The 24406-nt window shown below is 30.5% G+C and carries 21 protein-coding genes; 8 read left to right on the top strand and 13 right to left on the bottom strand.

The window, feature by feature from the left end:
• Positions 1 to 137: 137 nt before the first annotated feature.
• The gene (locus tag ACKI5C_RS02330; RefSeq protein WP_407431624.1) at positions 138 to 422 is read left to right on the top strand and encodes a 2TM domain-containing protein; all 285 of its coding nucleotides are present in this window, start codon (positions 138 to 140) and stop codon (positions 420 to 422) included.
• A gap of 81 nt (positions 423 to 503) precedes the next feature.
• Here ACKI5C_RS02330 and ACKI5C_RS02325 read toward each other — a convergent pair whose 3' ends face one another.
• Positions 504 to 650 (bottom strand): hypothetical protein, encoded by a 147-nt coding sequence (locus tag ACKI5C_RS02325; protein WP_407415892.1) that lies wholly within the window; start codon positions 648 to 650, stop codon positions 504 to 506.
• Between the two features lies 1 nt (position 651).
• Positions 652 to 1050, bottom strand: a complete 399-nt coding sequence (locus ACKI5C_RS02320) for a secondary thiamine-phosphate synthase enzyme YjbQ (RefSeq protein ID WP_407431623.1) — start codon at positions 1048 to 1050, stop codon at positions 652 to 654.
• 138 nt (positions 1051 to 1188) lie between these two features.
• On the opposite strand from ACKI5C_RS02320, the gene ACKI5C_RS02315 reads away from it, so the two are divergent.
• Positions 1189 to 4377, top strand: a complete 3189-nt coding sequence (locus ACKI5C_RS02315) for a C1 family peptidase (protein ID WP_407431622.1) — start codon at positions 1189 to 1191, stop codon at positions 4375 to 4377.
• 189 nt (positions 4378 to 4566) lie between these two features.
• Here ACKI5C_RS02315 and ACKI5C_RS02310 read toward each other — a convergent pair whose 3' ends face one another.
• Entirely contained in the window at positions 4567 to 6375 is a 1809-nt protein-coding gene (locus ACKI5C_RS02310; RefSeq protein WP_407431621.1) for a right-handed parallel beta-helix repeat-containing protein, read from the bottom strand.
• Between the two features lie 262 nt (positions 6376 to 6637).
• On the opposite strand from ACKI5C_RS02310, the gene ACKI5C_RS02305 reads away from it, so the two are divergent.
• On the top strand, positions 6638 to 10057 hold the full coding sequence (locus tag ACKI5C_RS02305; protein WP_407431620.1) for a right-handed parallel beta-helix repeat-containing protein: 3420 nt from the start codon (positions 6638 to 6640) through the stop codon (positions 10055 to 10057).
• A 157-nt stretch (positions 10058 to 10214) separates the two neighbouring features.
• Complete coding sequence (locus ACKI5C_RS02300; RefSeq protein WP_407431619.1) at positions 10215 to 11666, top strand: hypothetical protein; 1452 nt, start codon at positions 10215 to 10217, stop codon at positions 11664 to 11666.
• Here ACKI5C_RS02300 and ACKI5C_RS02295 read toward each other — a convergent pair.
• From ACKI5C_RS02295 to ACKI5C_RS02280, 4 genes are read right to left on the bottom strand one after another with little or no spacing between them, the layout of a single operon-like run.
• On the bottom strand, positions 11663 to 11881 hold the full coding sequence (locus tag ACKI5C_RS02295) for a hypothetical protein (protein ID WP_407431618.1): 219 nt from the start codon (positions 11879 to 11881) through the stop codon (positions 11663 to 11665). The two genes, ACKI5C_RS02300 and ACKI5C_RS02295, sit on opposite strands and share 4 nt — an antisense overlap.
• 9 nt (positions 11882 to 11890) lie before the next feature.
• Entirely contained in the window at positions 11891 to 12577 is a 687-nt protein-coding gene (rpiA, locus tag ACKI5C_RS02290; protein WP_407431617.1) for a ribose-5-phosphate isomerase RpiA, read from the bottom strand.
• Positions 12578 to 12593: 16 nt separating this feature from the next.
• On the bottom strand, positions 12594 to 13031 hold the full coding sequence (locus ACKI5C_RS02285; RefSeq protein ID WP_407431616.1) for a UPF0179 family protein: 438 nt from the start codon (positions 13029 to 13031) through the stop codon (positions 12594 to 12596).
• Complete coding sequence (locus tag ACKI5C_RS02280; protein ID WP_407431615.1) at positions 13031 to 14074, bottom strand: NAD(P)-dependent glycerol-1-phosphate dehydrogenase; 1044 nt, start codon at positions 14072 to 14074, stop codon at positions 13031 to 13033. Before ACKI5C_RS02280 ends, ACKI5C_RS02285 begins: the two co-directional genes overlap by 1 nt.
• Positions 14075 to 14200: 126 nt before the next feature.
• Between ACKI5C_RS02280 and proS the strand changes: the two genes are divergently transcribed.
• Genes proS through thiD form a run of 3 tightly spaced genes read left to right on the top strand, consistent with a single transcriptional unit; the run spans position 14201 to position 17025 of the window.
• Positions 14201 to 15607, top strand: coding sequence for a proline--tRNA ligase (gene proS / locus ACKI5C_RS02275; RefSeq protein ID WP_407431614.1), 1407 nt, complete (start codon positions 14201 to 14203; stop codon positions 15605 to 15607).
• Positions 15608 to 15615: 8 nt separating this feature from the next.
• Positions 15616 to 16287, top strand: coding sequence for a 2-phospho-L-lactate guanylyltransferase (gene cofC, locus ACKI5C_RS02270; RefSeq protein ID WP_407431613.1), 672 nt, complete (start codon positions 15616 to 15618; stop codon positions 16285 to 16287).
• A gap of 3 nt (positions 16288 to 16290) precedes the next feature.
• Entirely contained in the window at positions 16291 to 17025 is a 735-nt protein-coding gene (gene thiD / locus ACKI5C_RS02265; protein ID WP_407431612.1) for a bifunctional hydroxymethylpyrimidine kinase/phosphomethylpyrimidine kinase, read from the top strand.
• A gap of 43 nt (positions 17026 to 17068) precedes the next feature.
• Here the strand turns inward: thiD and ACKI5C_RS02260 are convergent, their stop codons facing one another.
• From ACKI5C_RS02260 to ACKI5C_RS02240, 5 genes are all read right to left on the bottom strand, one after another.
• The gene (locus tag ACKI5C_RS02260; RefSeq protein WP_407431610.1) at positions 17069 to 17815 is read right to left on the bottom strand and encodes an ABC transporter ATP-binding protein; all 747 of its coding nucleotides are present in this window, start codon (positions 17813 to 17815) and stop codon (positions 17069 to 17071) included.
• A gap of 9 nt (positions 17816 to 17824) precedes the next feature.
• On the bottom strand, positions 17825 to 18565 hold the full coding sequence (locus ACKI5C_RS02255; protein ID WP_407431608.1) for an ABC transporter permease: 741 nt from the start codon (positions 18563 to 18565) through the stop codon (positions 17825 to 17827).
• Positions 18566 to 18818: 253 nt separating this feature from the next.
• Positions 18819 to 19532 (bottom strand): DUF4013 domain-containing protein, encoded by a 714-nt coding sequence (locus tag ACKI5C_RS02250; RefSeq protein ID WP_407431606.1) that lies wholly within the window; start codon positions 19530 to 19532, stop codon positions 18819 to 18821.
• 327 nt (positions 19533 to 19859) lie between these two features.
• Positions 19860 to 22001, bottom strand: coding sequence for a heavy metal translocating P-type ATPase (locus ACKI5C_RS02245; RefSeq protein ID WP_407431604.1), 2142 nt, complete (start codon positions 21999 to 22001; stop codon positions 19860 to 19862).
• Between the two features lie 20 nt (positions 22002 to 22021).
• Positions 22022 to 22306: a DUF6110 family protein gene (locus ACKI5C_RS02240; RefSeq protein WP_407431602.1), complete on the bottom strand. Its 285-nt coding sequence runs from the start codon at positions 22304 to 22306 to the stop codon at positions 22022 to 22024.
• Positions 22307 to 22675: 369 nt separating this feature from the next.
• Here ACKI5C_RS02240 and ACKI5C_RS02235 point away from each other — a divergent pair, with 369 nt between their 5' ends.
• Positions 22676 to 23620: a CPBP family intramembrane glutamic endopeptidase gene (locus ACKI5C_RS02235; protein WP_407431600.1), complete on the top strand. Its 945-nt coding sequence runs from the start codon at positions 22676 to 22678 to the stop codon at positions 23618 to 23620.
• Between the two features lie 41 nt (positions 23621 to 23661).
• Here ACKI5C_RS02235 and ACKI5C_RS02230 read toward each other — a convergent pair whose 3' ends face one another.
• Positions 23662 to 23991 (bottom strand): carboxymuconolactone decarboxylase family protein, encoded by a 330-nt coding sequence (locus ACKI5C_RS02230; protein WP_292798269.1) that lies wholly within the window; start codon positions 23989 to 23991, stop codon positions 23662 to 23664.
• Positions 23992 to 24406 lie beyond the last annotated feature (415 nt).

Below are 24406 nucleotides of genomic sequence, written 5' to 3'. Positions count from 1 at the left end.
GTAATCAATATTACTTTGAAGAATATCTATTTATATTATTATCAACAAAATAAGATTAAATTAAATCTAATTAATCGATATATAAACGGAAATTTTAAAATATAAATGGATTTAACTAAAAAATTTATGGTGCGAATATGTCAGAAGATGATTTATACAGAAGGGCGGAAAAAAGAGTGGACGAAAAAATTGGCTTTTATCGCCATTTATACAGCTTTATTGGTGTTAATGCAATTCTTTTCATTATAAATCTAATTAGTAATTTTCTATCTCATTCTAATGAATGGTGGTTTTATTGGATAACAATTTTCTGGGGAATTGGTTTATTTTTTCATTTCCTCAAAACATTCGTTTTCACTGAAAGGCTTGAAGACAACAGAGACAAAATGATTGAAAAAGAAATGGAAAAAATGAAAAAATAGTTTATCAATGATTGTGAAATACATTTTCACACTCAACAATTTTTTTAATCATTACCATCTTACTTTATATTCCAAAAATATTCAATACCACAATTTTCTCATCTGCACATCCATCTGTTCATAACTAACATTGCCGTTAGACATAACATCAAATGGCAAATTGCTTAAAAGTATTGCTATTACAATAATTAATATAACAAGTATTAAAATAATCAATGCTTTTTTCATTTTAATCGCTGATAAATTTCAGGTTAACTGTCCTGTTTTTTCTAGGCCCATCAAGTTCAATGAAAAATACTGACTGCCAGGTTCCTAAATCAAGTTTTCCATTAGAAACTGGTATGGTTTCACTGGAAGAGAGCAAAAATGATTTTAAATGTGATTTGGCATTATTATCTATCCTATCATGCTTCCAAGAGTATTTATCTGAAACTAAATCAGTTAACATTAATTCTAAATCATCTAAAAGACCGCTTTCATTTTCATTAACAACAATAGCTGAAGTGGAATGCTTGGAAAAGATATTCGCGATTCCTGATTCAATATCAATTTCCTGATTGATTTTTGATGTGATATCAATAATTTCAAAATTTTTATTTGTATTTAAAATAACTTTTTTAGAGGACATTGGATAATTATATGTAAAAACAAGTATAAAAAACAAGAACATATATTAAACAAATTAATCATCATTTTATATGTTTTTTAAATTAAAATCAAAATCTATTAATAAAGTTACGAAAATAATTATGATTGAGGTGCATATATGAAAAAATTTAAAATTTTATTTATAGTATTAGTACTATTTATTTCTGTTAGTGCATCCTATGCTGAAGGAAACTTTACAAGCCTTCAAACAGAAATTAATAATGCTGATAATAGTATTGAAATAACTCAAAATTATATATATGATAATTCAACTGATTATCAATTAAATAATGGAATAACAATAAATAAAACTAATTTTTATATTAACGGTAACGGTCATACAATTGATGGTGCTAGTCAAGCTAGAATATTTAATTGTTTAGGGGAAAATATCACCATATTTAATCTTAAATTAATTAATGCTTTTTCAACGAGTGACGGGGGCGCCATTAAATCTGAAAAGTTATTATACTGTAATAATGTTAGTTTTATGAATAACATTGCTGAACAAGGAAGTGCAATATATTGTAATGATATTAAAATAAATAACAGTGAATTTAATGGCGATACGGGTCACCATGGTGCTGTATATTGTCGTGCAAACACAATAATTGAAAATTCGAATTTTTTAAATTTAAAAAATATGAATTTTTCATTTATCTATGGATCAGGCCATTCATTTATTACAATTAACAATTGTAGTTTTCTCAACTCTACTTCAAAATATGCAACAGCAATTTACAGTTGCGGAATAGAAATGAAAGTTAAAAATTCTATTTTTTCAAATTTACATGCCCAACTGACTAGTGGAGCTATTGCACTTAAAGATGCATTATATATAAATCTTGAAAATTGTATTTTTTCAAATATCTCATCATCTAAAAATGGTGGTGTGATATTTAATGATGCTATGGGTAAACATAGATATGAAGGATATCTCAACATTACAAATTCCTCATTTACAAATTGTACAGGTGATTTTGGTGGTGCAATTGTACAATTAGGCGGAATATTAAACATAACTAATTCAAATTTTACAGAAAATCATGCAATTTTTGATGGAGGAGCAATATATCTATCTTTTGTTAGATCAAATATGAATAATGTATTAATTGACACGAATGAATTAGTTTTAGAATTTTTATTTAATGGAGGAGGAATTTATTTAGATAAATCATCACTTAACATAAAAAACTCTATTTTTACTGAAAATTCCAAAAATGCAATTTATGCATACGATAGTAAAATAACAGCAGAAAATATCATTTTTGAAGAGAATAATGAAGCAGTACACTCTGTTTTCAGTGAATCAGATTTGAAAAACTCAACTTTAAATAATGATACATTATATTTAAATGATACTAACTATGTATCCTATGTAGAAAGTTTAGGACTTGAAATTAATCCTATAAATAATACAATTGATGTGAATAATCTCCCAACACGTTATGATTCTCGTGATTGGGGATGGGTAAGTCCTATAAAAAGACAGGGACAAATGGGTTCTTGTTGGACTTTTGGAGCTTGTGGAGCACTTGAATCTGCACTCCTGAAAGCAACAGGAAAATTATATGACTTTTCAGAAAATAATTTGCAAAACAGTATGTTGCAATATTCAGAAAATGGTATAATGGATACCATAGAAGGAGGAATAAGAGAACAAGCTTTAGAATACTTTATTAGTTGGATTGGAGTATTTCCAGAAGAATACGATGAATATGATGAACTTGGAAAACTTTCTCCAGTAATTACGACTGATAACAATATACATGTTCTTGATGCAATATTTGTACCTTCACGTAAAAACTCTACAGATAATGATGCATTGAAAAAAGCAATACTCAAATGCGGATCTGTAAACGTAGGATATCGTGCATCACTTGCTCCTGATGTTTTAAATCCAAATACTAGTGCAACATATCAGACTAAAACACCTGAAACTAACCATGCTGTTGCCCTTGTAGGATGGGATGATAATTATTCAGCAAAAAATTTCGTAAAAACCCCACCTGGAGATGGTGCATTCATTATAAAAAATAGTTGGGGTGAAGAGAGTGGTGACCACGGATATTATTACATATCCTATTATGACATAAGTCTTGTAAATTATACATATGCAATTGGCTATTTATTTGAAAATACTGAAAAATATACAAAAAATTATCAAACGGATTTAGGAGGACACTTAGATATTTTAGATTCTTTTGAAAGCTATAAAAATACATATACCTCTTATGATAATGATTTGATAAGTGCTGTTGGAACATACTTTAATGATAGTGAAAATTACACTATTGAAATCTATGTTAATGATGAATTAAAGCATACGCAAAATGGAACAGCACCATACTATGGTTATCATACAGTTAAATTAACTGATGAAATTCCAATTAAATCTGGAGATAATTTTACTGTAGTCATGACAAAAAACACTACCCCTATGTTATTTTTTTCCAGACAACATTACAGAAATAACATGAGTTTTGTTAAAACATCAGAAGGATGGAAAGATACAGCCACTAATTTCGAACCTTGTACCGTATCTTTAAAAGTCTATACTAAACCATTATCTATTTTCACTCAAGATTTAGTTAAAATCTATAAAAATGACACTAAATTCGAAGCAAATATTGGTGTAGCTAATGAAACAGTAACTTTTGAAATTAATGGTAAGAAATATGATAGAATAAGTGATGAAAACGGATTTGCCAAAATCGCCATTAACTTAAATCCTGGCAATTACACCATAAAAACAACATATGATGATGCTACTGTTGAAAATAACATTGAAGTACTACCTACATTGATTGCCGAAAATTTGGTTAAATACTTTAGAAATGCTTCACAATTCAACATCAGATTGATTGATGGTGCTGGTAATTCAGTTCCTAATGCAAATATTACCATGAACATCAATGGTGTATTCTATAACAGAACAACAAATGAAAACGGTACTGCAAGGTTAAATATAAACCTGAATCCTGGCGAATACGTGTTGACTGCTGTTGATCCATTGACTGGCCTTCAGATGTCATACAACATTACTGTATTACCAACAATGAATGCTACAGATTTGGAAATGACCTATAAGGACGGCTCAACATTCAATGTAAGTGTTGTAGACGGTCAAGGAAATCCATTAGTCAATGCTGCCATAACATTCAATATCAATGGAGTATTTTATACGAGATACACAAGCTCTGAAGGAATAGCAAAGCTAAATATCAATCTTATGGCAGGTAAATACATAATTACTTCAGAGTATGATGGTTTAAGAATCTCAAATACTATTACAATCAAGGATTAAATAATTTAATCCTACTTTTTTCTTTTTTTTGAATTATAGAATAATACTAAAAAACGAAATACAATGAAACAATACAAAATGAACTCATACACCAAGAAAACAAGCACAACAATTAAAAATATAGAAAATAATTTTATTTAAAAAAATAATTTTGAGTCACCCTCAAAAATAAAAAAAAGAGTTTAAATTTTATTCGAACTCATTTTTGCTTCTGTAACCATAGATAAATATAGCTACCAAGAACACCATAGCTAAAACTATTACTATTGAAGTATCTTGCAAAGGATTAGATTTTTTACTTACAGAATCTAATTCATATGCTTTTCCTTCTTTTTGTGAATCTCCAGGAGATGCTGATTCTCCAGACTCAATGCTGCCTGATTCAGCAGCATTTTCTTGGCCTTGAGCTTGTTCTTGCTCACCGGTTTGAGAAATGGACTCAGATATAATATCTGAACTATTGGTACCATAATTGGCAATTACATTACCCTGATTATTTGATACAACACTAGTTGAACTACTATTTACATTAGAATTAGCATTTCCATTACTTGAAGATTTTCCACTTTCACCATCATTGGAACTTGTTGTTGAATTTGATGAACCGCTACCAGAACCGGCACCTGAAGAAGAACCACTACTAGAGCCAGAACCCTTTTCTGTACCAGAACTGCCTGAAGAGGAACCTCCATTATCAGCAGAAGATGGAGTATATTTTTCTACATTTACTTTACGATAATCAGGGACTTTATCCCCATGCTTTACCTCAACAACATGATCTTGACTAGAATCTAATTCAACAAAACCTTTACCGTTTTTGATTTCAACAGAATATTCCTTACCATCAATATAAATTTTCTGATCAAAGAATGCAAAATCATTAACAGGCTGGCCATCTTCGTAAATTTGAACACCAATACCGTTGGAAATAGATGTAAAATCCATTTTTAATATTTTTGCAAGAAGCATTGGGCAAATAAAAGTATGTTCATCATCATTTGAATCAAAATAATTTGATCCTAATTTAAATACATCATTAGCAGGGTTGTTTTTAGCCTGAAAATTTTCGTTATGCATTAAAGCATTATATGAAATATCAGGAAGTTGTTTTTTACTAGATTCAAAATCCTCACCAAATAAAAAACCGTTACCTGTCTCAAAACCACCTAATTCAGAATCGGGATCCATACGATTATACTCTAATGTATTATATAGGAACCTATCTCCATAAGATTGTGCATTTAGAAAAATACCATTTGTATTTTCATAAATATGATTAAATAGAATTTGATTTTTAGAAGATTTGTTATACATTGAAATTCCATTGAATGCATTGAAAAACACTTCGTTCCATTCTATTAAAGAATTTTGCATGTTCGAAATTTCAATACCTGATCTTCCATTAAATGCAATTATATTATTAAAAATCGAAATATTATTTATATCCCGAACTTGAAGACCGTTTTTAGCTGCATCATGAATATAATTATAATTTACTTGAACATTACTTGAATTTTTAACTAAAACATTGTTATCTGCTTTAGAAATAGTATTATTTGCAACAATTGTATTAGAAGATTTATCTAATATTACAGCATAATCAGCAGCAGTAGCTATTATATTAAATCCAGATAATATACTACCAGAACTGTTTTGAGTAAAATAGAATCCGAAAGTATTGCTTATTCCTAAACTTTCAGCTTTTGGACTGACAGAAGAACCTACATTAACTGTACTATTTTTATCAGATACAATTTTTAGTTGTTTATCGATGATTAAAGAAATATTATCGTATTTTTTTGATTTGAATTCAAATGTATCCCCATCATTAGCACTATCAAATAATGACTGGATTTCATCATTAGATAAATCTGAAGTTACGATATAGCTTGTTCCATTACTAAAATCATCACTAGCAGATACAACTGAAATAAAGCATAAAGCGAATAAACATATTATAAATAAATTAAATAATTTATTAACTTTTTTCATATCCATATAAAATCTACTCTCGATGTGTATTTTAAATCATAACAATTTAACTGATTTATATTTAAATTTATTTATCGTTATGCAATATAAAACTTTTGAAAAAAAATATTTAAAAAAAGAATTTAAAGAGCTAATTTTTGAAAAAGCAGTAAATATAACATAGTTATGAAAATTTATATAAATCAAATTCAATATACAATATTACATTAAATGTATATCGATGATATTATCATCTACATTTAATAACTTACAAATCGAGGGAGAAAAAATGAACTACAGAAAATTACTATTAACTGGGATTTTTTTAGTTTTTATTGTCCTTATCGGCTCAAATATGGCATTTGCTGAAGACATTTCACAAAATGATGTTATTGCCATAAGTGAAAGTGACGATATTCAAACTTCATCCCAAACAATAAGTGCTGGTTCAAACAGTACTGAAATACAAAACATTATAGACAGCATGTCTGATGGGGATACCCTGAATTTTGAACAGGGAACATACACAGACATTAGTATTTATATAGATAAAAGCATTACAATAAACGGAAACGGCGCAACTTTAATAGGATATGATTCACCTGGAGAAAATAACACCAACATTCCTACAAAAGTTAGAGATACTACAGCTGATGGAGGATATGCAATAACAAACTTTGCAACTCTATATTTATTAAATACAACTAATCTATCCATGAACGGATTGACAATAGTCGGAATTGATTCATCAATTTACTCCAATGCAGCTTTATACATTAGTCAGGTATCCGGATTAAAACTTGAAAAAAATACAATTGATGGTTCATCATGGGGTATTTATATGACTACTTCACCTGATGGAACTATTTCAAACAATATAATTAAAAATCAAAAGACAACAGGATTATTAAACTTTGGATCTGCAAGAACTTTAATTACCAACAATACTGTAATCAATGCTAAAAATCACGGTATTGATGTAAGACATGGTACAGGACCAAATGTTCAGGTAATCAACAACACAGTTATTGGCTCAAAAGAGGGTATTTATCTTATGCACTCCAAAGGCCATACTGCTACACAAAATACCTTAATAAACTGTACCATAAGTTCAATTACTTGTTATGGTTCATCAGAAATTAACATATATGACAATACAATGCGTAAATCAAGAATTGGTGTATTATTAGGTGGAGGATACCAAAATATCACTATTGGAGAAAATACTTTCCAATTAGATAATTTACCATTCCCACCAACATTTGTATATTATGTTGCAACTGCACAATCCGATTATCAAAGTGCAACTAATGATATTGGAGTTTACAGCGATCCAAGTTCATATGAACCTACATATTCAAATGAAACTGATATTCCAACTCCAAAAGAAATCACAATTGATTATGATAGCATTTTAACTCCAACTGGAACTACCTATGATGTTCCAAGTGATGCAAGTTCAACCGAAATCCAAAATATCATTGATTCAATGAACGATGGAGATACTTTAAACTTTGCTGAAAATGCAATATATAACGACATTTGTATTTATACTGATAAAAACATTAAGATTATTGGTAATAATGCAACATTAATTGGATATGACAGACTTAACAGTAGTGATGTATCAGAAAAAGTAAGAAAACAAAGCAGTGATGGAGGATATGCAGTAGCTTACTATGCAGTAATATATTCATTAAATAACACCAATGCTGTAATATCAGATTTGAATATCATTAGCAAATATCCGGGATACAACCCTACAAAAGTAATGCCGACTACTGAAGAATATAAAACCGCAGGAATTTATGCAGATGCAAGTAAAAACTTAACTATTACCGGATGTGACATAGATGGTGCATCTTTCGGTATTTTCATGCAATATTCTGGAGATTCCATTATTACAAATAATAATATCCATAATCAATATACCAACGGTATGATCAACTTCGGATCACCTAGAGACATTATTGCAAACAACACCATTACTAATGTAGTTAACCACGGTATAGATGTAAGACATGGAACCGGTCCTAATGTTATTGTATTCAACAATACAATTAATGGTGCTAAAGAAGGAATTTATCTTATGCACTCAAAAGGACACATGGTCTACAACAACACCATTTTAAATGCAAAAATTGCATCAATTACCGCATATGGTTCAGGAAATGAATATATATTTAATAACTCCATGATTGGAAGTAGAATTGCACTATTGCTTGGTGGAGGATATTACAATGTTACAGTTGGCCCTAATACATACAATTTAGACTTTTTACCATTCCCACCAACATTCGTGACATATATTGCATTTGCCGACTCAAAATATCAAAGTGTAGATGACGTACAAGGAACATACAGCGATGGTGGAAGCGATGGTCCTTCCTATGTCTCTCCTGCAACAATAATTGCAGAGGATTTAATGAGCAATTGTACTAAATTTGATTATACAGCTACATTAAAAGATATAAACGGAACTGAAATAGATAATGAAACTTTAGTATTTGAAATTAATGGAAAAACATATTCTGCCATAACTAATTCATCAGGAATTGCTACAATTTCCCTAATATTACCTAATGGTGAATATCAAATTAAAGTAACTTTCAAAGGAAATAACATATTAGGTAAAAAAACTGAACAAGCGATGATTACTGTTGATAGTCCTAATGCAGTTGAATTAGTAGCTCCTGAAATAGAAATGTATTACAAAAATGGTACCAAATTCCAGATTTCATTAACATCCAATGGAACAGGATTGGCTAATGAAACAGTCATCATCAACCTCAATGGTGTGAATAACACACGTACAACTGATGATAAGGGTATTATTAACATGAATATTAACTTAAATCCTGGTGAATATGATGTGACAGTATATTACGAAGGCAATGAGAAATATGACCCTGCACAAGTTGATTCTAAAATAACCATTTTAAGCACAATTGATGGAAAAGACATTACAAAAATATACAAAAACGCCACCCAATACTATGCCACATTTGTTGACGGTCAAGGAAATCCATTAGCTAATGGAACTGATGTAAAATTTAACATTAATGGTGTAATGTATCAACGTAAAGTTAATGAAAATGGTACTGCAAGATTGAACATTAATTTAAATCCTGGAACTTACATTATTACTGCAATAAACCCAGTTAATAATGAATCTAAAGCAAATACTATTAATGTTCTTTCAAAAATAATTGAAAATAAAGATTTGGTAAAATATTTCAGAAACGATTCACAATATATAGTAAAAATATTAGATGATGAAGGTAATCCTGTTGGTGCAAACGAAACTGTTGTATTTAACATTAATGGTGTAATGTATGAAAGAAAAACAAATGAATCAGGACATGTTAAATTAAACATTAATCTTCAACCAGGAGATTACATAATTACTGCTATGTATGGTGGATGCAGTATCTCCAATAACATTACAGTTAAACCAATTTTAACTGCCGACGATATTACAATGAAATATCAGGACGGAACCAAATTTAAAGCCAAATTAGTTGACGGTCAAGGAAACGCATTTGCAAAGCAGAATGTTACATTCAACATCAATGGAGTATTCTATAACAGAACCACCGATAGTGAAGGAATAGCTAGTTTAAACATTAACTTAATTTCTGGAGAATATATTATCACTTCAATATATGACCAAGCAGCCATTTCCAACACAATAAAAATTACAGCATAAGTAAATGATTCTTCATTTACTTCTTTTTTATTTTTAAAATATCAAAAATACCAAATAATTAGGAATAACTAAATTTAAAGCTAATTTTTAGTTTAAACTAAATAATAAACCACATAATTTAAATATACTTGGTACAAATATAAGATTAAGTGATTATATGGAAAAAACCAACTATCTGACAAGAGAGAATAATACTCAGAAAGTTTATTTAACTGAAGACACCATCGACATAATCAGATTATTAAATGAAAATTATCCCTATATAATTGATTCCATTAAAAAAGAAAATTTTATTTTAAAAAGTGAAGAATGCAACCTATTTAAAGAATTAGTGTTTGACAATAAAGTAGTTGGTTTCTGCTCTTATGACTTTTCAAGAGAATTTATGACAGCGGCTTTAAATAACATCTACATTTTACCGAAATTCAGAGGAAATAAGTTATTTAAAGAAGAGCTGGAAAAAACAATGACTGAACATAATAAGCCAAGCATTATGGAACCGACACGACTTATAATAGAAATATTAATCAAATATGGCTATGCAAAAAAGATTAATGACAACATTGTTGCATGCGCTATTGAATTAATAGTGCCAGGAGAGCATGTCATAGCCAACAAGGAAATAAAAAATGAAGAAGAGCTATCAACCCATTTTTACGATTTAAACATCTGCGCTCCAATCCACATACTTGACATTAATAAATGTTTAATAGCTTACAGTTTTTCATTGAATGATGACATCATCAGATATGACTGTTTAGAAAAGAGATCCAAAATCAATGCAAGTTATTTTAAAGAGATTAAAGATCTATTTATCCAAAAAGATGAAGAAATTCTCAAAATACTGGTGGAACTGGAAGAAAAACTCCCATTAAAAGAATATGATTTAGAGGAAGTCATTGGAAGTGATGATGAATTTTCTCCATATATCGAAACGTTAATTGATGATGCTCATGTTACTTATTCCAGAGCATTGCAAATAAAGGAACAGATAAAAGAGGAATATGAAGCCGGAATGATAACAAATGAATCATTATTAATCAGATTAGCATATCTGTTCAACATTCCCGAAGAGCCTAGTCTGGTAACACACGATGAAAAATGTCCTTATTGTGAAATGCCTGTTGACAGCCATGACAAATACTGCCATTACTGCGGAATAAACTTAGCATATAATCCAAATGATGTTGAAGATACATTAATCGAATCCATTAATCAGTTCAATAATGAAATTGAGTCTGATGAAGATATTAGATACATTGCATACAAGTTTTTAAAGATGATTAACGAAAAAATTAACTTTGAATATGCAGTTTTCATGACTGAAAGCAACTTCAATATCAGTTTCAAGACATTGAAGAAATTTTTAAATGAAAATAATTATATTGAAAATGAAACCATTACCGCAGATGGAATAGATTTCCTAAATAACCATCCATTGCATTACTATGAAAAATATGATATGGGTATAGTGGATTATACAAAATTTGAAGAGTATTTTTGGCAAAATTCCAATTTGGACGGGAATGAAATCTGCTTAAAGTTTCTAGAAAAATATGACGGCAGAGATATCGATGAATTAAAAGAAGAAATTAAAAAAAATAGTTAATACATTTTTCTTTTAGACCAAGCCATATAGACAATGAATATTCCAATCAATAATAACACTATCTGAGGAAATATTGCAAAGAAAATCGTAGGAATTATTTTTAGCTCAGCCAATATCCATAAGACTGCATAGATAATAAGTACTATTCCAAACAACAATGCAATCTTATTTATATAACTACGTATTGTATATTCATCCAAACCAGGAATAGGCATTAAAACACCTTATAATTCTTTTGTACCTTCAGATGTTCCAACAATAACGCGATCAACCATTTGTGAAAATATTCCATTTTCAACAACTCCCGGAATAGAGTTTAAATCTATTTCCAAATGTTGAGGACTAGCTATTTCATCAAATTTAGCATCAATAACAAAATTTCCATTATCTGTTATTACAGGACCATCCTTTCTTTGGGCCATTCTGATTTCACATTGAGCACCCATATCTTCCAAAGCCTGAATTACAACACGGGATGCATCAGGAATTACTTCAACTGGCACTGGAAATGTTCCCAATTCATCAACCACTTTAGATTCATCGACTATGACAATAAATTCTTTTGCTGCATAATCAACTATTTTTTCTTTAGTGTGGGCTGCTCCACCACCTTTAATAAGATTAAATTTTCCATCAACTTCATCTGCACCATCTACAGACAAGTCAATATCATTTTCTTCCAAGGTGGTAATTGGAATATTCCATTTTTTGGCAAGTAATAATGATTGAAATGAAGTTGGGATTCCTTTTACATTAATTCCTTCTTCAGCCATCCTCATACCAACTTTTTCGATGAAATAATGAGTTGTAGAACCAGTTCCTAATCCTAAAACCATTCCATCTTCAACATATTCAGCAGCCTTATATCCTGCATTTTTTTTACTAGAATCATTTTTACTAGCGTTTTTCATAATTAACACCAAAAAATTAAATAACAAAACCCAATGTAAGCTTATTAAGTATGAATCCTTTTTTACACTCACCTTTATGTTTACCTTGATTTTTAAGGACAATACATTTATCTTTATCCATTAATCCATCAGGGAAACATAAATCATGGAATTCACAATTTTCATCACATTCAGGAGCATCATATGTAAAAGTTGAACCTTCAAAAATATTTTTGGATGTTGTTAAAACATCAATTTCAGCCCTTTCAACTTCAACCGGAATTACAAGATTTTGAGAATGAATCGGACATTTTTGCTCATTATCTTTAACATCAGTAATCACATATTTCCTATTTAATTCCAGATTACCGATACAAGAAGATTTAAATCTGCAATCTTCACATTCCGGAGCAGAACCTAAAAAAACAAATTCGACACCCTTTTGAGCTAAATCTTTACCAATCAATGTAATCATTAAATCACCTCGGTATTTTGTGCTAATTCATAAGCTGCTTCTCTTGAAAATCCATTATCTCCTAAAATTGTGTATCTTTCAGGCCTTATTTTATGAGCCATAAGTAATGCTTCAATTACATCATCATCATTGATTCCTAATTCCTTAGCATTAATTGGTGCTTCAACAGCCTTAAGGCAATCCCTTATGAACTCCCAATCATCACCATATAATGCCATCATCAAAATAGATCCAACACCACACTGCTGACCGTGTAATTTTGGTTTATCAAGTATTTTATCAAGGGCATGGGAAAACATGTGTTCAGAACCGCTGGCAGGTCTGCTTGAACCTGCAATACTGATTGCAGTACCGCTACTGAATAATGATTTCATAACAATCCTTGCACTTTCCTCAAGGCCAGGTTTAATGTTTTGAATATTATTTGTGATTAACTTTGCAGACATTATTGAAAGTGATGCTGCTGATTCACTATATTCAACATGCTTTAATCTATGGGCCAATTCCCAGTCCTTAACTGCAGTAAAGTTTGATATTAAATCAGCACATCCTGCAGATAATAATTTAAATGGAGATTCGGCAATGATGTTACTGTCCCCAATAAGAGCTATTGGTGCATTGGCCTGAACGGATGTAGATCTGTTAGGATTTTTGATTGAAGCTAAAGGAGATACAATACCGTCATGTGAAGCTGTAGTTGGCATAGAAACAAAATAAACATCCTTATTAAATGAAGCATATTTTGCAACATCAATTACTTTTCCTCCACCAACACCTACAACAAGAGTATCGGAGTCAATATGTTCTTCTACTTCCTCAACACTATTAAATGAAGCATCATCAACAATTTTAACATCAACTTCATAATCATTTTCTTCAAGGTTGTCAATTACATATCTGGCCCCTGCATTATAAGTGTGGTGTCCTGTGATAATTAGAGTCTTTTTTGACAAGTGTAAGCTTTCAAAAATCTCTGCAGTTTCATAAATAACATCAGGACCTATGTAAACTTCACGAGGCATTTGTATTTTCCTATGATTCATAAATATCTCCTAAAAAAATAACTATACATTTTTTATATATGATTTCATTATTTTAAATAACTTTTCATTTTAATTTTAAATAATATTAAAAACAAATATTTGAATACTATAAAAAAATTAGGTGATATGGTGGAAAATTTTAGTGAATGGTTTCATGACATTTTAGAAGAAGCAAACATTACAGATTCAAGATATCCTATTAAAGGAATGGCAATTTGGATGCCTTATGGATTCAAAATAAGAAAATACATGCTTGAAATAATTAAAGAATTGCTTGATAAAGATCATGACGAAGTATTATTCCCATTACTTGTTCCTGAAGGAGAATTGGCTAAAGAAGGAGAACATATTAAAGGATTTGAAGAAGAAGTGTACTGGGTTACAAAAGGCGGTGTAAATGATTTGAATGAAAAATTGGCCTTAAGACCTACCAGTGAAACTGCAATTTATCCGATGTATTCATTATGGATTAGATCACACATTGATTTGCCAATCAAATATTATCAAGTAGTTAACACATTCAGATACGAAACAAAACACACAAGACCTTTAATTCGTGTCCGTGAAATAACCACATTTAAAGAAGCACATACTGCCCATGCAACAAAAGAAGAATGTGCACAGCAAATTGAAGACTTTATTGAAATTTATAAAGAATTTTTAGATAGTTTAGCAATCCCATATTTAATTTCCAAAAGACCACCATGGGATACTTTCCCCGGTGCAGACTACACCATGGCTTTTGATATTATAATGCCTGATGGAAAAACTTTGCAAATCGGTACCATCCACAATTTAGGTCAAAGTTTTGCAAAAACATTTGATATTACCTTTGAAGATAAGGACGGTGAACACAAATATGTCTACCAGACATGTGCAGGAGTATCAGACCGTATCGTTGCTTCCATCATTGGAGTTCATGGTGATGAAAAAGGTTTACGCCTTCCACCATTGGTTTCACCTAACCAAATTACAATAATTCCAATTCTATTCAAAAAAGGAAAAGAGGAAGTAATGGCCAAATGTATGGAAATCAAAACTGCACTTGAAAATGCAGGATTGCGTGTTAACATTGATGACAGAGACATCAGACCTGGCAAAAAGTTCTATGATTGGGAACTGAAAGGAACTCCTTTAAAATTAGAGATTGGACCAAGAGACTTGGAAAACAATATTACAATAGCTATGAGACGTGATGAAGGAGAAAAAATCGAATTAACATTAGATGATAACTTAGTAGACAATGTTAAAAATTTGCTTGACAAATACTATGAAAATCTAAAAGAAAGCGCATGGAACTTCCAGTCAGAACATGTCCAATTTACCGAAGACATTAATGAAATTTCCAATATCATTGAAGCAGGAAAGGTTGCTGCAGTTAACTGGTGCGGCGATGAAGAATGCGGAAAACAGATTGAAGAAGAAACTGGCTACGATGTCTTGGGTATTTACAAAGATGCTGAAGAAGGTGCAAAATGCGTAGCCAGCGGAAACGATGCAAAATATGTTGCATTAATAGCTAAAACATACTAGTGATTAAAATGGATAACATTTATGCAATAATACCTGTTAGCAAGTTTAAAAATGCTAAAACACGACTTTCTCCTTTTTTAACAGAAGAAGAAAGAGAAGAATTATTAAAGGCGATGCTACATGATGTTACTGACACATTAAAGAGATATGTAGATAAAATATTCATCATAAGCAGAGATGAAGAGGTATTGAGTTACGCTGAAAAGTTAAACTTAGATACTATTCTGGAAGATGAAAATTCCAATTTAAACAAAGCTTTAGTTCAGGCAATGAAATATTGTAAAGGAAAAGCAAAAAAAATCATTATTGTTCCTTCAGATGTTCCATTAATTGGAAAAACCAATGTTCAAATGCTGATTGATGCATCAAAAAGTCTTGATTTTATTATAGTTCCATCAAAAGGCGGTGGAACAAACATGATAATTATGAAGCCTATGTCAATACGAACAAGATTTGAAGGTTTCAGCTATAAGGAACATGTGCAGGCAGCTGAGAGAAAAAAACTAAATCCTCAGGTACATGATTCATTTTTCATGGCATTAGATGTCAATACTGCCCAGGATTTGGGAGAAATAATGATTCATGGTGAAAAAACCCATACCAGAAAATATCTAAAAGAACTGAAAGTTAATGTTGAACCGTACCGTGGAAACGAACGTTTAAAAGTTACAAGAGGCTGAACCATGGTTGTAATGTCAATTGCAGGTGTTGACCCGTCAGCAGGAGCAGGAGTTTTTGCTGATTTAAAGACCTTTCAGGCACATGGAGTTTATGGCTGTGGAGTTGTAACCGCCTTAACAGCACAGAATCCACATAAAGTATTTTCTCTAAGTCCAGTTGATAAGGATTATATTGCAGAACAGATTGATGCAGTCCTAGATGCATATGACATTACATACATTAAAACAGGCATGCTCTACTCACCTGAAATAATTAAACTGGTTTCAAAAAAAATAACTGAATACGATTTAAAGGCAGTAGTTGATCCGGTAATGGTTGCAACCTCTGGAGGAGATTTAACCAAAAGTGATTTGGCGAATGCATTAAACAGATATCTGCTTCCAAAATCCATTTTAACCACACCAAATATTGAAGAAGCTGAAAAATTAACCAATTTAAAAATCAATACCAAAGAAGATGCTATAAAAGCAACAGAAAAAATTCCATGTAATTCTTTAATAACCGGAGGACATCTGGATGGAATTAATACAATGAGAATTAATGGTAAAATCACAATTGAAAAGCAGGAATTGATTGAAAGTGATAATCTCCACGGGACAGGATGTAATTTATCATCAGCAATTGTGGCCAATTTAGAAAATGGAAATGATTTGATTAATTCATGCTTAAAATCATTCGATTATGTTTATGAAGCTATTAAAAATGGTAATTACGGAACATTAATAGCTAAACTTTAAAAATAATTATTTAAAAAAAAAAGTTAAAAAAAATAGCATAAAGCTATTCTTCCATATCCAGTTTATCAACAATGGATTCCTGAATTTTCAGAAATTCAAGTGAATCTCTTTTTCTTGGCCTTTTCAAATCTACAGAAATAATTTCAGCAATTTTTCCCGGATCTTTATCAAGAAGGACAATTTTATCTGCAAGATAAACCGCTTCATCAACATCGTGAGTTACAAAAACAATAGTATTTTCAAATCTTTGCCAAACCCCTATCAGCTGTTCCTGAAGCTTGTGTCTATTTTGCATATCCAATGCAGAAAAAGGTTCATCCATGAGCAAGATAGGTGAATGATTAAGCAAGGATCTAATAATTGCAACCCTCTGTTTCATACCCCCTGAAAGTTCATGCGGATAGCTATCTTTAAAGTCAAGTAAACCAACACTTTTAAGATATCTTTCAGCTGCCTGAATATTTTCCTCTTTGGAACCGCCGGAAATCTCAAGACCAAAAGTCACATTTTGAAGAACAGTCAGCCAAGGGAACAAGGAATATTGCTGAAAAATAACTGCCCTGTCTCCAGATGGCTTTTCAACTAATTCTCCATTGGCTACAATCTCACCGGAAGTAGGTTGATCAAGACCTGCAATTAAACGAAGAAGAGTAGTTTTACCACAGCCTGACGGACCGAGCAAACAAATCAACTCACCATCATTTATTTCTAGGTTGATATTTTCCAAAACAGATAAGCTTTTTCCTCTCCCATCAAAGGATTTGTTAATATTTTTAATTTCAATTGACATTCAAAACACCTACCAGAAAATCCTTTTTTGTGCAAGTCCAAAAACGTAATCAAGAACTAATCCTATTAATCCAATAACCAACATACCTACAACAGTAGTACCTGTATCAAATAGGTTTGTAGCTGTTAAAATCATATATCCTAAACCACTACTTGAACCAATCATTTCTGCTGAAATTGTACACATCAATGCAATTCCAACACCTACTTTAAGCCCAGAAACAATATATGGTACAGCAGACGGCAATATTACTCTTTTGAGAACATTCCAGTCATTTGCACCCAATGTCTGTGCAGATTCAATCAATACTTTATCAGTTCTTTTTACACCGTCAAGAGTATATACTAAAATCGGGAAGACACAACCCATGAAGATAATAAATACTGCAGGAACGGTTCCAATTCCAAACCACAATATTGAAAATGGAATCCATGCTACAGGAGGGATTGGTCTTAAAATACTAATAACAAAGGAACATAAATCCTCTAAAGTATGATACCATCCCATAAGAATTCCCAATGGTATAGCAACAACAGATGCCAATATCAAACCAGAAAATACTTTGAATAAAGTGTCAATAGTATTTTGAACTAGTTTTCCAGATTGTAAAATATTAATTGCAGAATATAATACATCAACAGGACTTGGCAATACATATGACTCCACTAAATGAAGACCTCCCGTTATGACATACCAAAAAATAATTATTGCAACTGGTAAAATAAACGGTAAAATTTTTCTTTTATTCATTACATCACTTATATTAAAATTTTATACATTAAGATAATTTGAATTTTATTATATTAAAACTTTAAGAAAAAAATCAATACAGTAAGCTATGATTTTTAGATTTATATAAAAGCAGTTTTGAATGTAGATTTATGATAATATTTATATTTATATCTTTTTCGTTTGTTGGTATTTTTATTTTTGTATATGCTAAGTCTTTTTTGGATAACTAATGAAAAAATTAAAAATAAAAAAATAAGAATAGAAATGTTATCTATTCTGAATATAGTAAACCTACACCATAATTGATGAATAATACAAGGAATCCGCCAAGAATGACATCAGTTACCATGGTACCAATAACTGGAACAACTGGTACTACTTCCAAAATTAAGGAATAAACAATCAAAAGAATGAATTCGACTATTAAGAATAAGATAATTTTTAATATTCCAATTCTTTTTACATCCCCAACTACATCACCAATACTTATTGCATAACCGATACTGCGGGATATTGCATATCTTGCTTGAGCAGCTACTCCAAGTATTCCAAATATAATAAATATAATTATTGCAACAAGTGCCCAAATTCCTAAAGCTGCAGTAATATGACCAAATCCTTCTCCAAATGCATCAAATACGACTAGGAGAACAAGAGTTATAATAATTGGAATAATGAAGTAAAATAAAAATACAACAAACAGTTTAAGACCATCTATAAAATTATTTTTCAAATCATAACTTGGGATTCCTTTTGAATTTTCAATTCCTTTTTTAGTTACATTGACTGAATAGCCAGCCATAACAAATGAAAATAATACTGCAATTATGAATGCAATGATAACTATAAATGAGTCTTGTCCAAATACTTCACCTAAACTAGCATCCAAATCACAAATAATTATACCAATACCTACCATCAAATATTTAGTTAAATCAGAAAATGAAAAAGATAATGACTTTGATAAAATATCACCTAACCCCATATTTTCACCTTTTAGTAATTTATTTTAAACAAAAAAACACAATTTTAGTGTTAATGATAATTTTGTTTTAATAATATTTAAATATATCATAATTTGTCAAATTAAGATTTTTTCTTATTTTATATATTCTTTATTTTTCTCTATTTTATTTTAATTTCTTCAATAAATTAAAAAACAAGAATCAACAAACGAAAAAAAGAGATAAAAACAAATATTATAATGAAAAATACAAATAAAACTTCAAAACAGCTTTAAAAAAAAATCTAAAAATCATAGCTTAACAACATTGAAAAAAATAGAAAAAAATGTAGAATAAAAATTCTACACTTATTCAGCATCAGCTACTTCAATAGCTTTAACTTCAATTTCATTATTATAATCATCACCAAGAACAGATTTAGTACTTAATGCACCAAACAACATAGTTGATAAATTATGCACAAATGAAGATGTAGTTGGTGTAATAATGCCTAAAGCACCTAAAACAAGTAAAGTACCATTTACAGCAACAATTCTTCGATAATTAGTATTAATTTTATCAAACATACCAGTACTTAACTTTCTTAATGTAACAAGATCATGCAAATCATCTGATAAAAGTGAAATATCTGCTACTTCACGTGCAATATCAGAGGAATGCTTCATAGATACTGATACATCTGCAGCTGCAAGAGCCGGTGAATCATTTATACCATCACCAACCATGATAACTGTCTTGCCTTCGGCTTTTAATTCTTCAACTATTCTAGATTTATCTTCAGGTAGTACTTGTGAACGGTATTGAGTAATGCCTAAAGTTTTAGCACTGGATTTTGCAGCACTTTCACTGTCTCCGGTAAGCATGATTACATTTTCAATACCTAATTCTTTTAGTTCTTCTATGACGTATTTTGCTTCATCACGTACAGGATCATCAATACAGATGAGACCTTCAAGTTTACCATCAATTGCCATATAAACAACAGAATGTTCCTGAACTTCTTTTTTGATTTTCTTTTCTTGAGTTTTATTTATTCTAATGCCCTCATCATCAAACAGAAAGTGTCTGCTACCTATTACAACACGCTTATCATCGTAAGTAGTTGCAATACCGTGAGCTACGATGTATTCAACTTCACTGTGATCCTCTTCATGCTTAATTCCTTCTTCTTCAGCATGCTTTACAATAGCTGTTGCAATACTATGTGCAAAGTGCTCTTCAATACATGCAGCCATTCTTAAAATGTCTTCCCTGGTGTATCTTTTGGTCATTGGGAAAACATGAACAACTTTTGGAGAAGCATTAGTCAAGGTTCCAGTTTTATCAAATACAATCGTATCAGCAGTAGCATACTTTTCAAGGAATTTTCCACCTTTTACCATCATACGATTGTCAGATGCTTCGCGCATTGCAGATATAATGGATAATGGGGTTGTAAGCTTAATTGCACATGAGAAGTCAACCATCAATACAGATAATGCTCTTGTAGCATTTCCGGTAAGCAGGTAAGTTACTGCAGTTGCAAGGAAACTATACGGCACAATTGAATCTGCCAATCTTTCAGCTTGGCTTTGAGCATCTGCTTTCAGTTCTTCAGAGTTTTCAATCAAGTCAACAATCTTATTTAATCTTGTTTCCTTATTAATTGAATATACTTCAACAATAATATTTCCTTCTTCTATTACTGTTCCTGCATGAACTGTTTTGCCAGGCCTTTTATGGACAGCCAATGGTTCTCCAGTCATTGAAGCCTCATTAACCATTCCATCTCCGTCAACAACTTTACCATCTACAGGAATTACATCTCCCATATGGATTTTAACTTTATCTCCTTTTTGGACATCTATAGCAGGACATTGTCTTTCGGTACCGTCATCTTCAACCAGCCATACAGTATCAATATTTAAAGCTAAACTGTCTTTTAATGTACTTTTTGCTTTTTGTACTGTATAATCTTCTAATGCTTCAGATATTGACAACAGGAACATCATTGAAGTTGCAGGTCCATAGTCTCCCATCCATAAAGCACCGGCAACCGCTGCACCATCAAGAAGTGCAACATCTACTCTAAAACTGGTTAAACTGTCAAATCCTTCCCAAAGGAATTTTGAAGCATGCATGAAAGTTAAAAATACTTTAAGTGGAGCCGGATAAAATATCCTACCGAATATCCTACGTCCAAACATCTTAGCCAATTTCAATAAGAAATCATCAGTAATTTCTTTTGAGACTTGAAGCTGTGTAGGTTCTGCTTCAAACAAATCATCCAGCGTAATTGAATTTAGAATTTTGAAAATTTTATTTTTATTTTCAACATCATCATAATATATTAAAATACTTCCATTTCTATGGGACGTGTAAACTTCATGAATAAAATCATTTTCTAAAAGTAATGAAGCAAGACCATAGCCTTCTTCTTTAGTGAAAGCCCATTGGCCTGATCGAACTCTTAAACGAGTTCCTTTATCGTACATTACTTGATATTTCATTTATACACTACCGAAACAATCTATTCGTCGTCTTCGTCGTCTTCGTCTTCAATGTAGATTTCTTTTTTTACATCAGCGTTTGCATCAATGACCATTTCTTCAGCATCTTCTTTCATGTCTTGGAAACATTCTTCTGCATCTTTTTTAGCTGATAAAACAGTAGCCATACCTCTAGTACATGTTTCTTTTACGGTTTTTGATTCCAATAATTTTTTACCAATAATTGCAGTTGCTATTCCACCAGCAAAAATTAATGCGTGTTTATGTTTCATTACTTTGTCAATATATTCATTTCCTTTATCCATTTTACTCTCTCCATAATAATTTTTTCATAATCATTGGACCCCTAGAAAAAATCCAATAACATACATATATTTGCCGGCAATATTATATAAATTTTAGGTAAACCTAAAAAACATTTCTCCAAAAAAACTTTGAGTATTTTTAACATATATTGCCACAATATTGTATTAAATATCAAATTATATAAAAGTATTGTAGAAAAGTTATTTTTAGGTAAAACAAAGAATAATTATTAGGTGAAACTAAATTTAAATCAAAATACAATAAGAAAATTTTAGTCATTCCTAAAAACTAAAATATATCTGAAAGGCAAAAGTATAAATCAAATAAAGTTAAATATTATTTACATTATGTATTGATGGTGATGAAACTTGAATGAACATAAAAAAGTATTTTCAAGAATAGGGTTGAATTATTTACTTCTTGCATTAATTCCACTAATATTTCAAATAATAATAGTAAATATCGTAGCATTAATCGACGTTAATTTAATAAAAAACATTAATGTGCAAACAATTCTGGGGGCTCTAACCAACTATATCCTCATTTTGCCTATTTTTGTTTATCTAATGGGAAAAATAGACTCCACCACAATACCTGAAGAAGGAGTCGGAATTAAAAGATTTATAACCTACATAGCTATTTCAATGGTGCTGATGTGGATAGGAAGCATAATCGGAATAATAATAACAACAATTTTAGGAAATACCGTTACAGATAACATAGTAAACCCTATAGAACAGTTGATTGAAAATTCAAGCATTTATATTAATCTATTAGTAATAACTATACTTGCACCAATTTTTGAAGAAATCTTTTTTAGAAAATTATTAATTGACAGAACAATCAAATATGGTGCAAAATTATCCATACTTCTATCAGCATTATTATTCGCACTATTCCATGGAAATTTAAGCCAATTTTTCTATGCATTCCTTCTTGGAGGATTCTTCGCATATATTTATATCAAAACTGGAAAAATAATCTATACTATAATATGCCACCTTATTGTTAATTTTTACGGATCTGTATTCAGCACATTTTTCAATTCAGCAATTCATAACATAAATAACCAAATAAGCATGGCAAATGCAGGAGATATTGCAATAGTAGCATTATATATAATATCATTAATCATATTCTGGTCCATAGGATTATATACAATATTTAAAAATTATAAAAATATAAAACTTGACGATTCTTTAAGGGAAATATATCTAGAAAAACCAGCACAAACCGTACTTTTAAATGTGGGAATGATTCTATTTATATTATATCATATTATAGTAATATTGCAATCGATAAATCTAATCTGAAAAAAAATAGTAAAAAAAAAACTTCAAAATATATTTGAAGTTTAATCCATAGTTTCTAAAACACTGTTTAAGATTTGCAAAGATTTTGAAAATGCAGGCATACCGGATGTTAATAAAACAACTCTTAAAACATCAACAATTTCATCTTTACTGATACCTAACACTTCAATTGCACTTTTAATTTGTTTTTTTGTAGCTCTTGGGTCTGCACGAGAAGCAGTAATTCCAATAGCTATTAACTTTTGAGTTTTGTAATCAAGGATTTTACCATCCCATACAGTTTCATTTAAATCGGAAACCAATTCATATAATTCAGGGTATTGGTCTTCCAGTTCACGAATACCTTTTCCATAATATACATCGCCTTTCATAATTTTAACCTCTCCAAATAATACTTAATTAATATTTTAAGTTTCAAGTTATATATAATTAATAGCTATTTTTTCTTTTCATTTAACAGTTGATTTTGACATTAACATCAGCCATTTGAGATTTGAAAATTGCTTTGAAAAACCCTGCTATATGAGTTGAATCAAGTTTGATTTTCAATATCTCTGGCGTTAATGTCAGCAGCTCACCAAATGAAAGTTTTGAGAATTAACTTTGTTTAAACGAAATGTTCGTATTTTTATAGGGGTTCTTCATATAAATTAAAGAGTTTTAAGAGGCAAAATCGATAAGTATCGGAATTATTTTATATGTTCTGTCTGAAAATTTCTAAATCCTTGAAACATATGAAACATGCCTAGTAGGTAATGCCCGTAGTGCCATCCAGTTAATGCTATA

It is taken from the genome of Methanobrevibacter sp., from assembly GCF_045646045.1.
Classification (GTDB): domain Archaea; phylum Methanobacteriota; class Methanobacteria; order Methanobacteriales; family Methanobacteriaceae; genus Methanocatella.
Note: the sequence above shows the minus strand (reverse complement) of the source record. Positions and strands in the feature narration are given on the sequence as shown.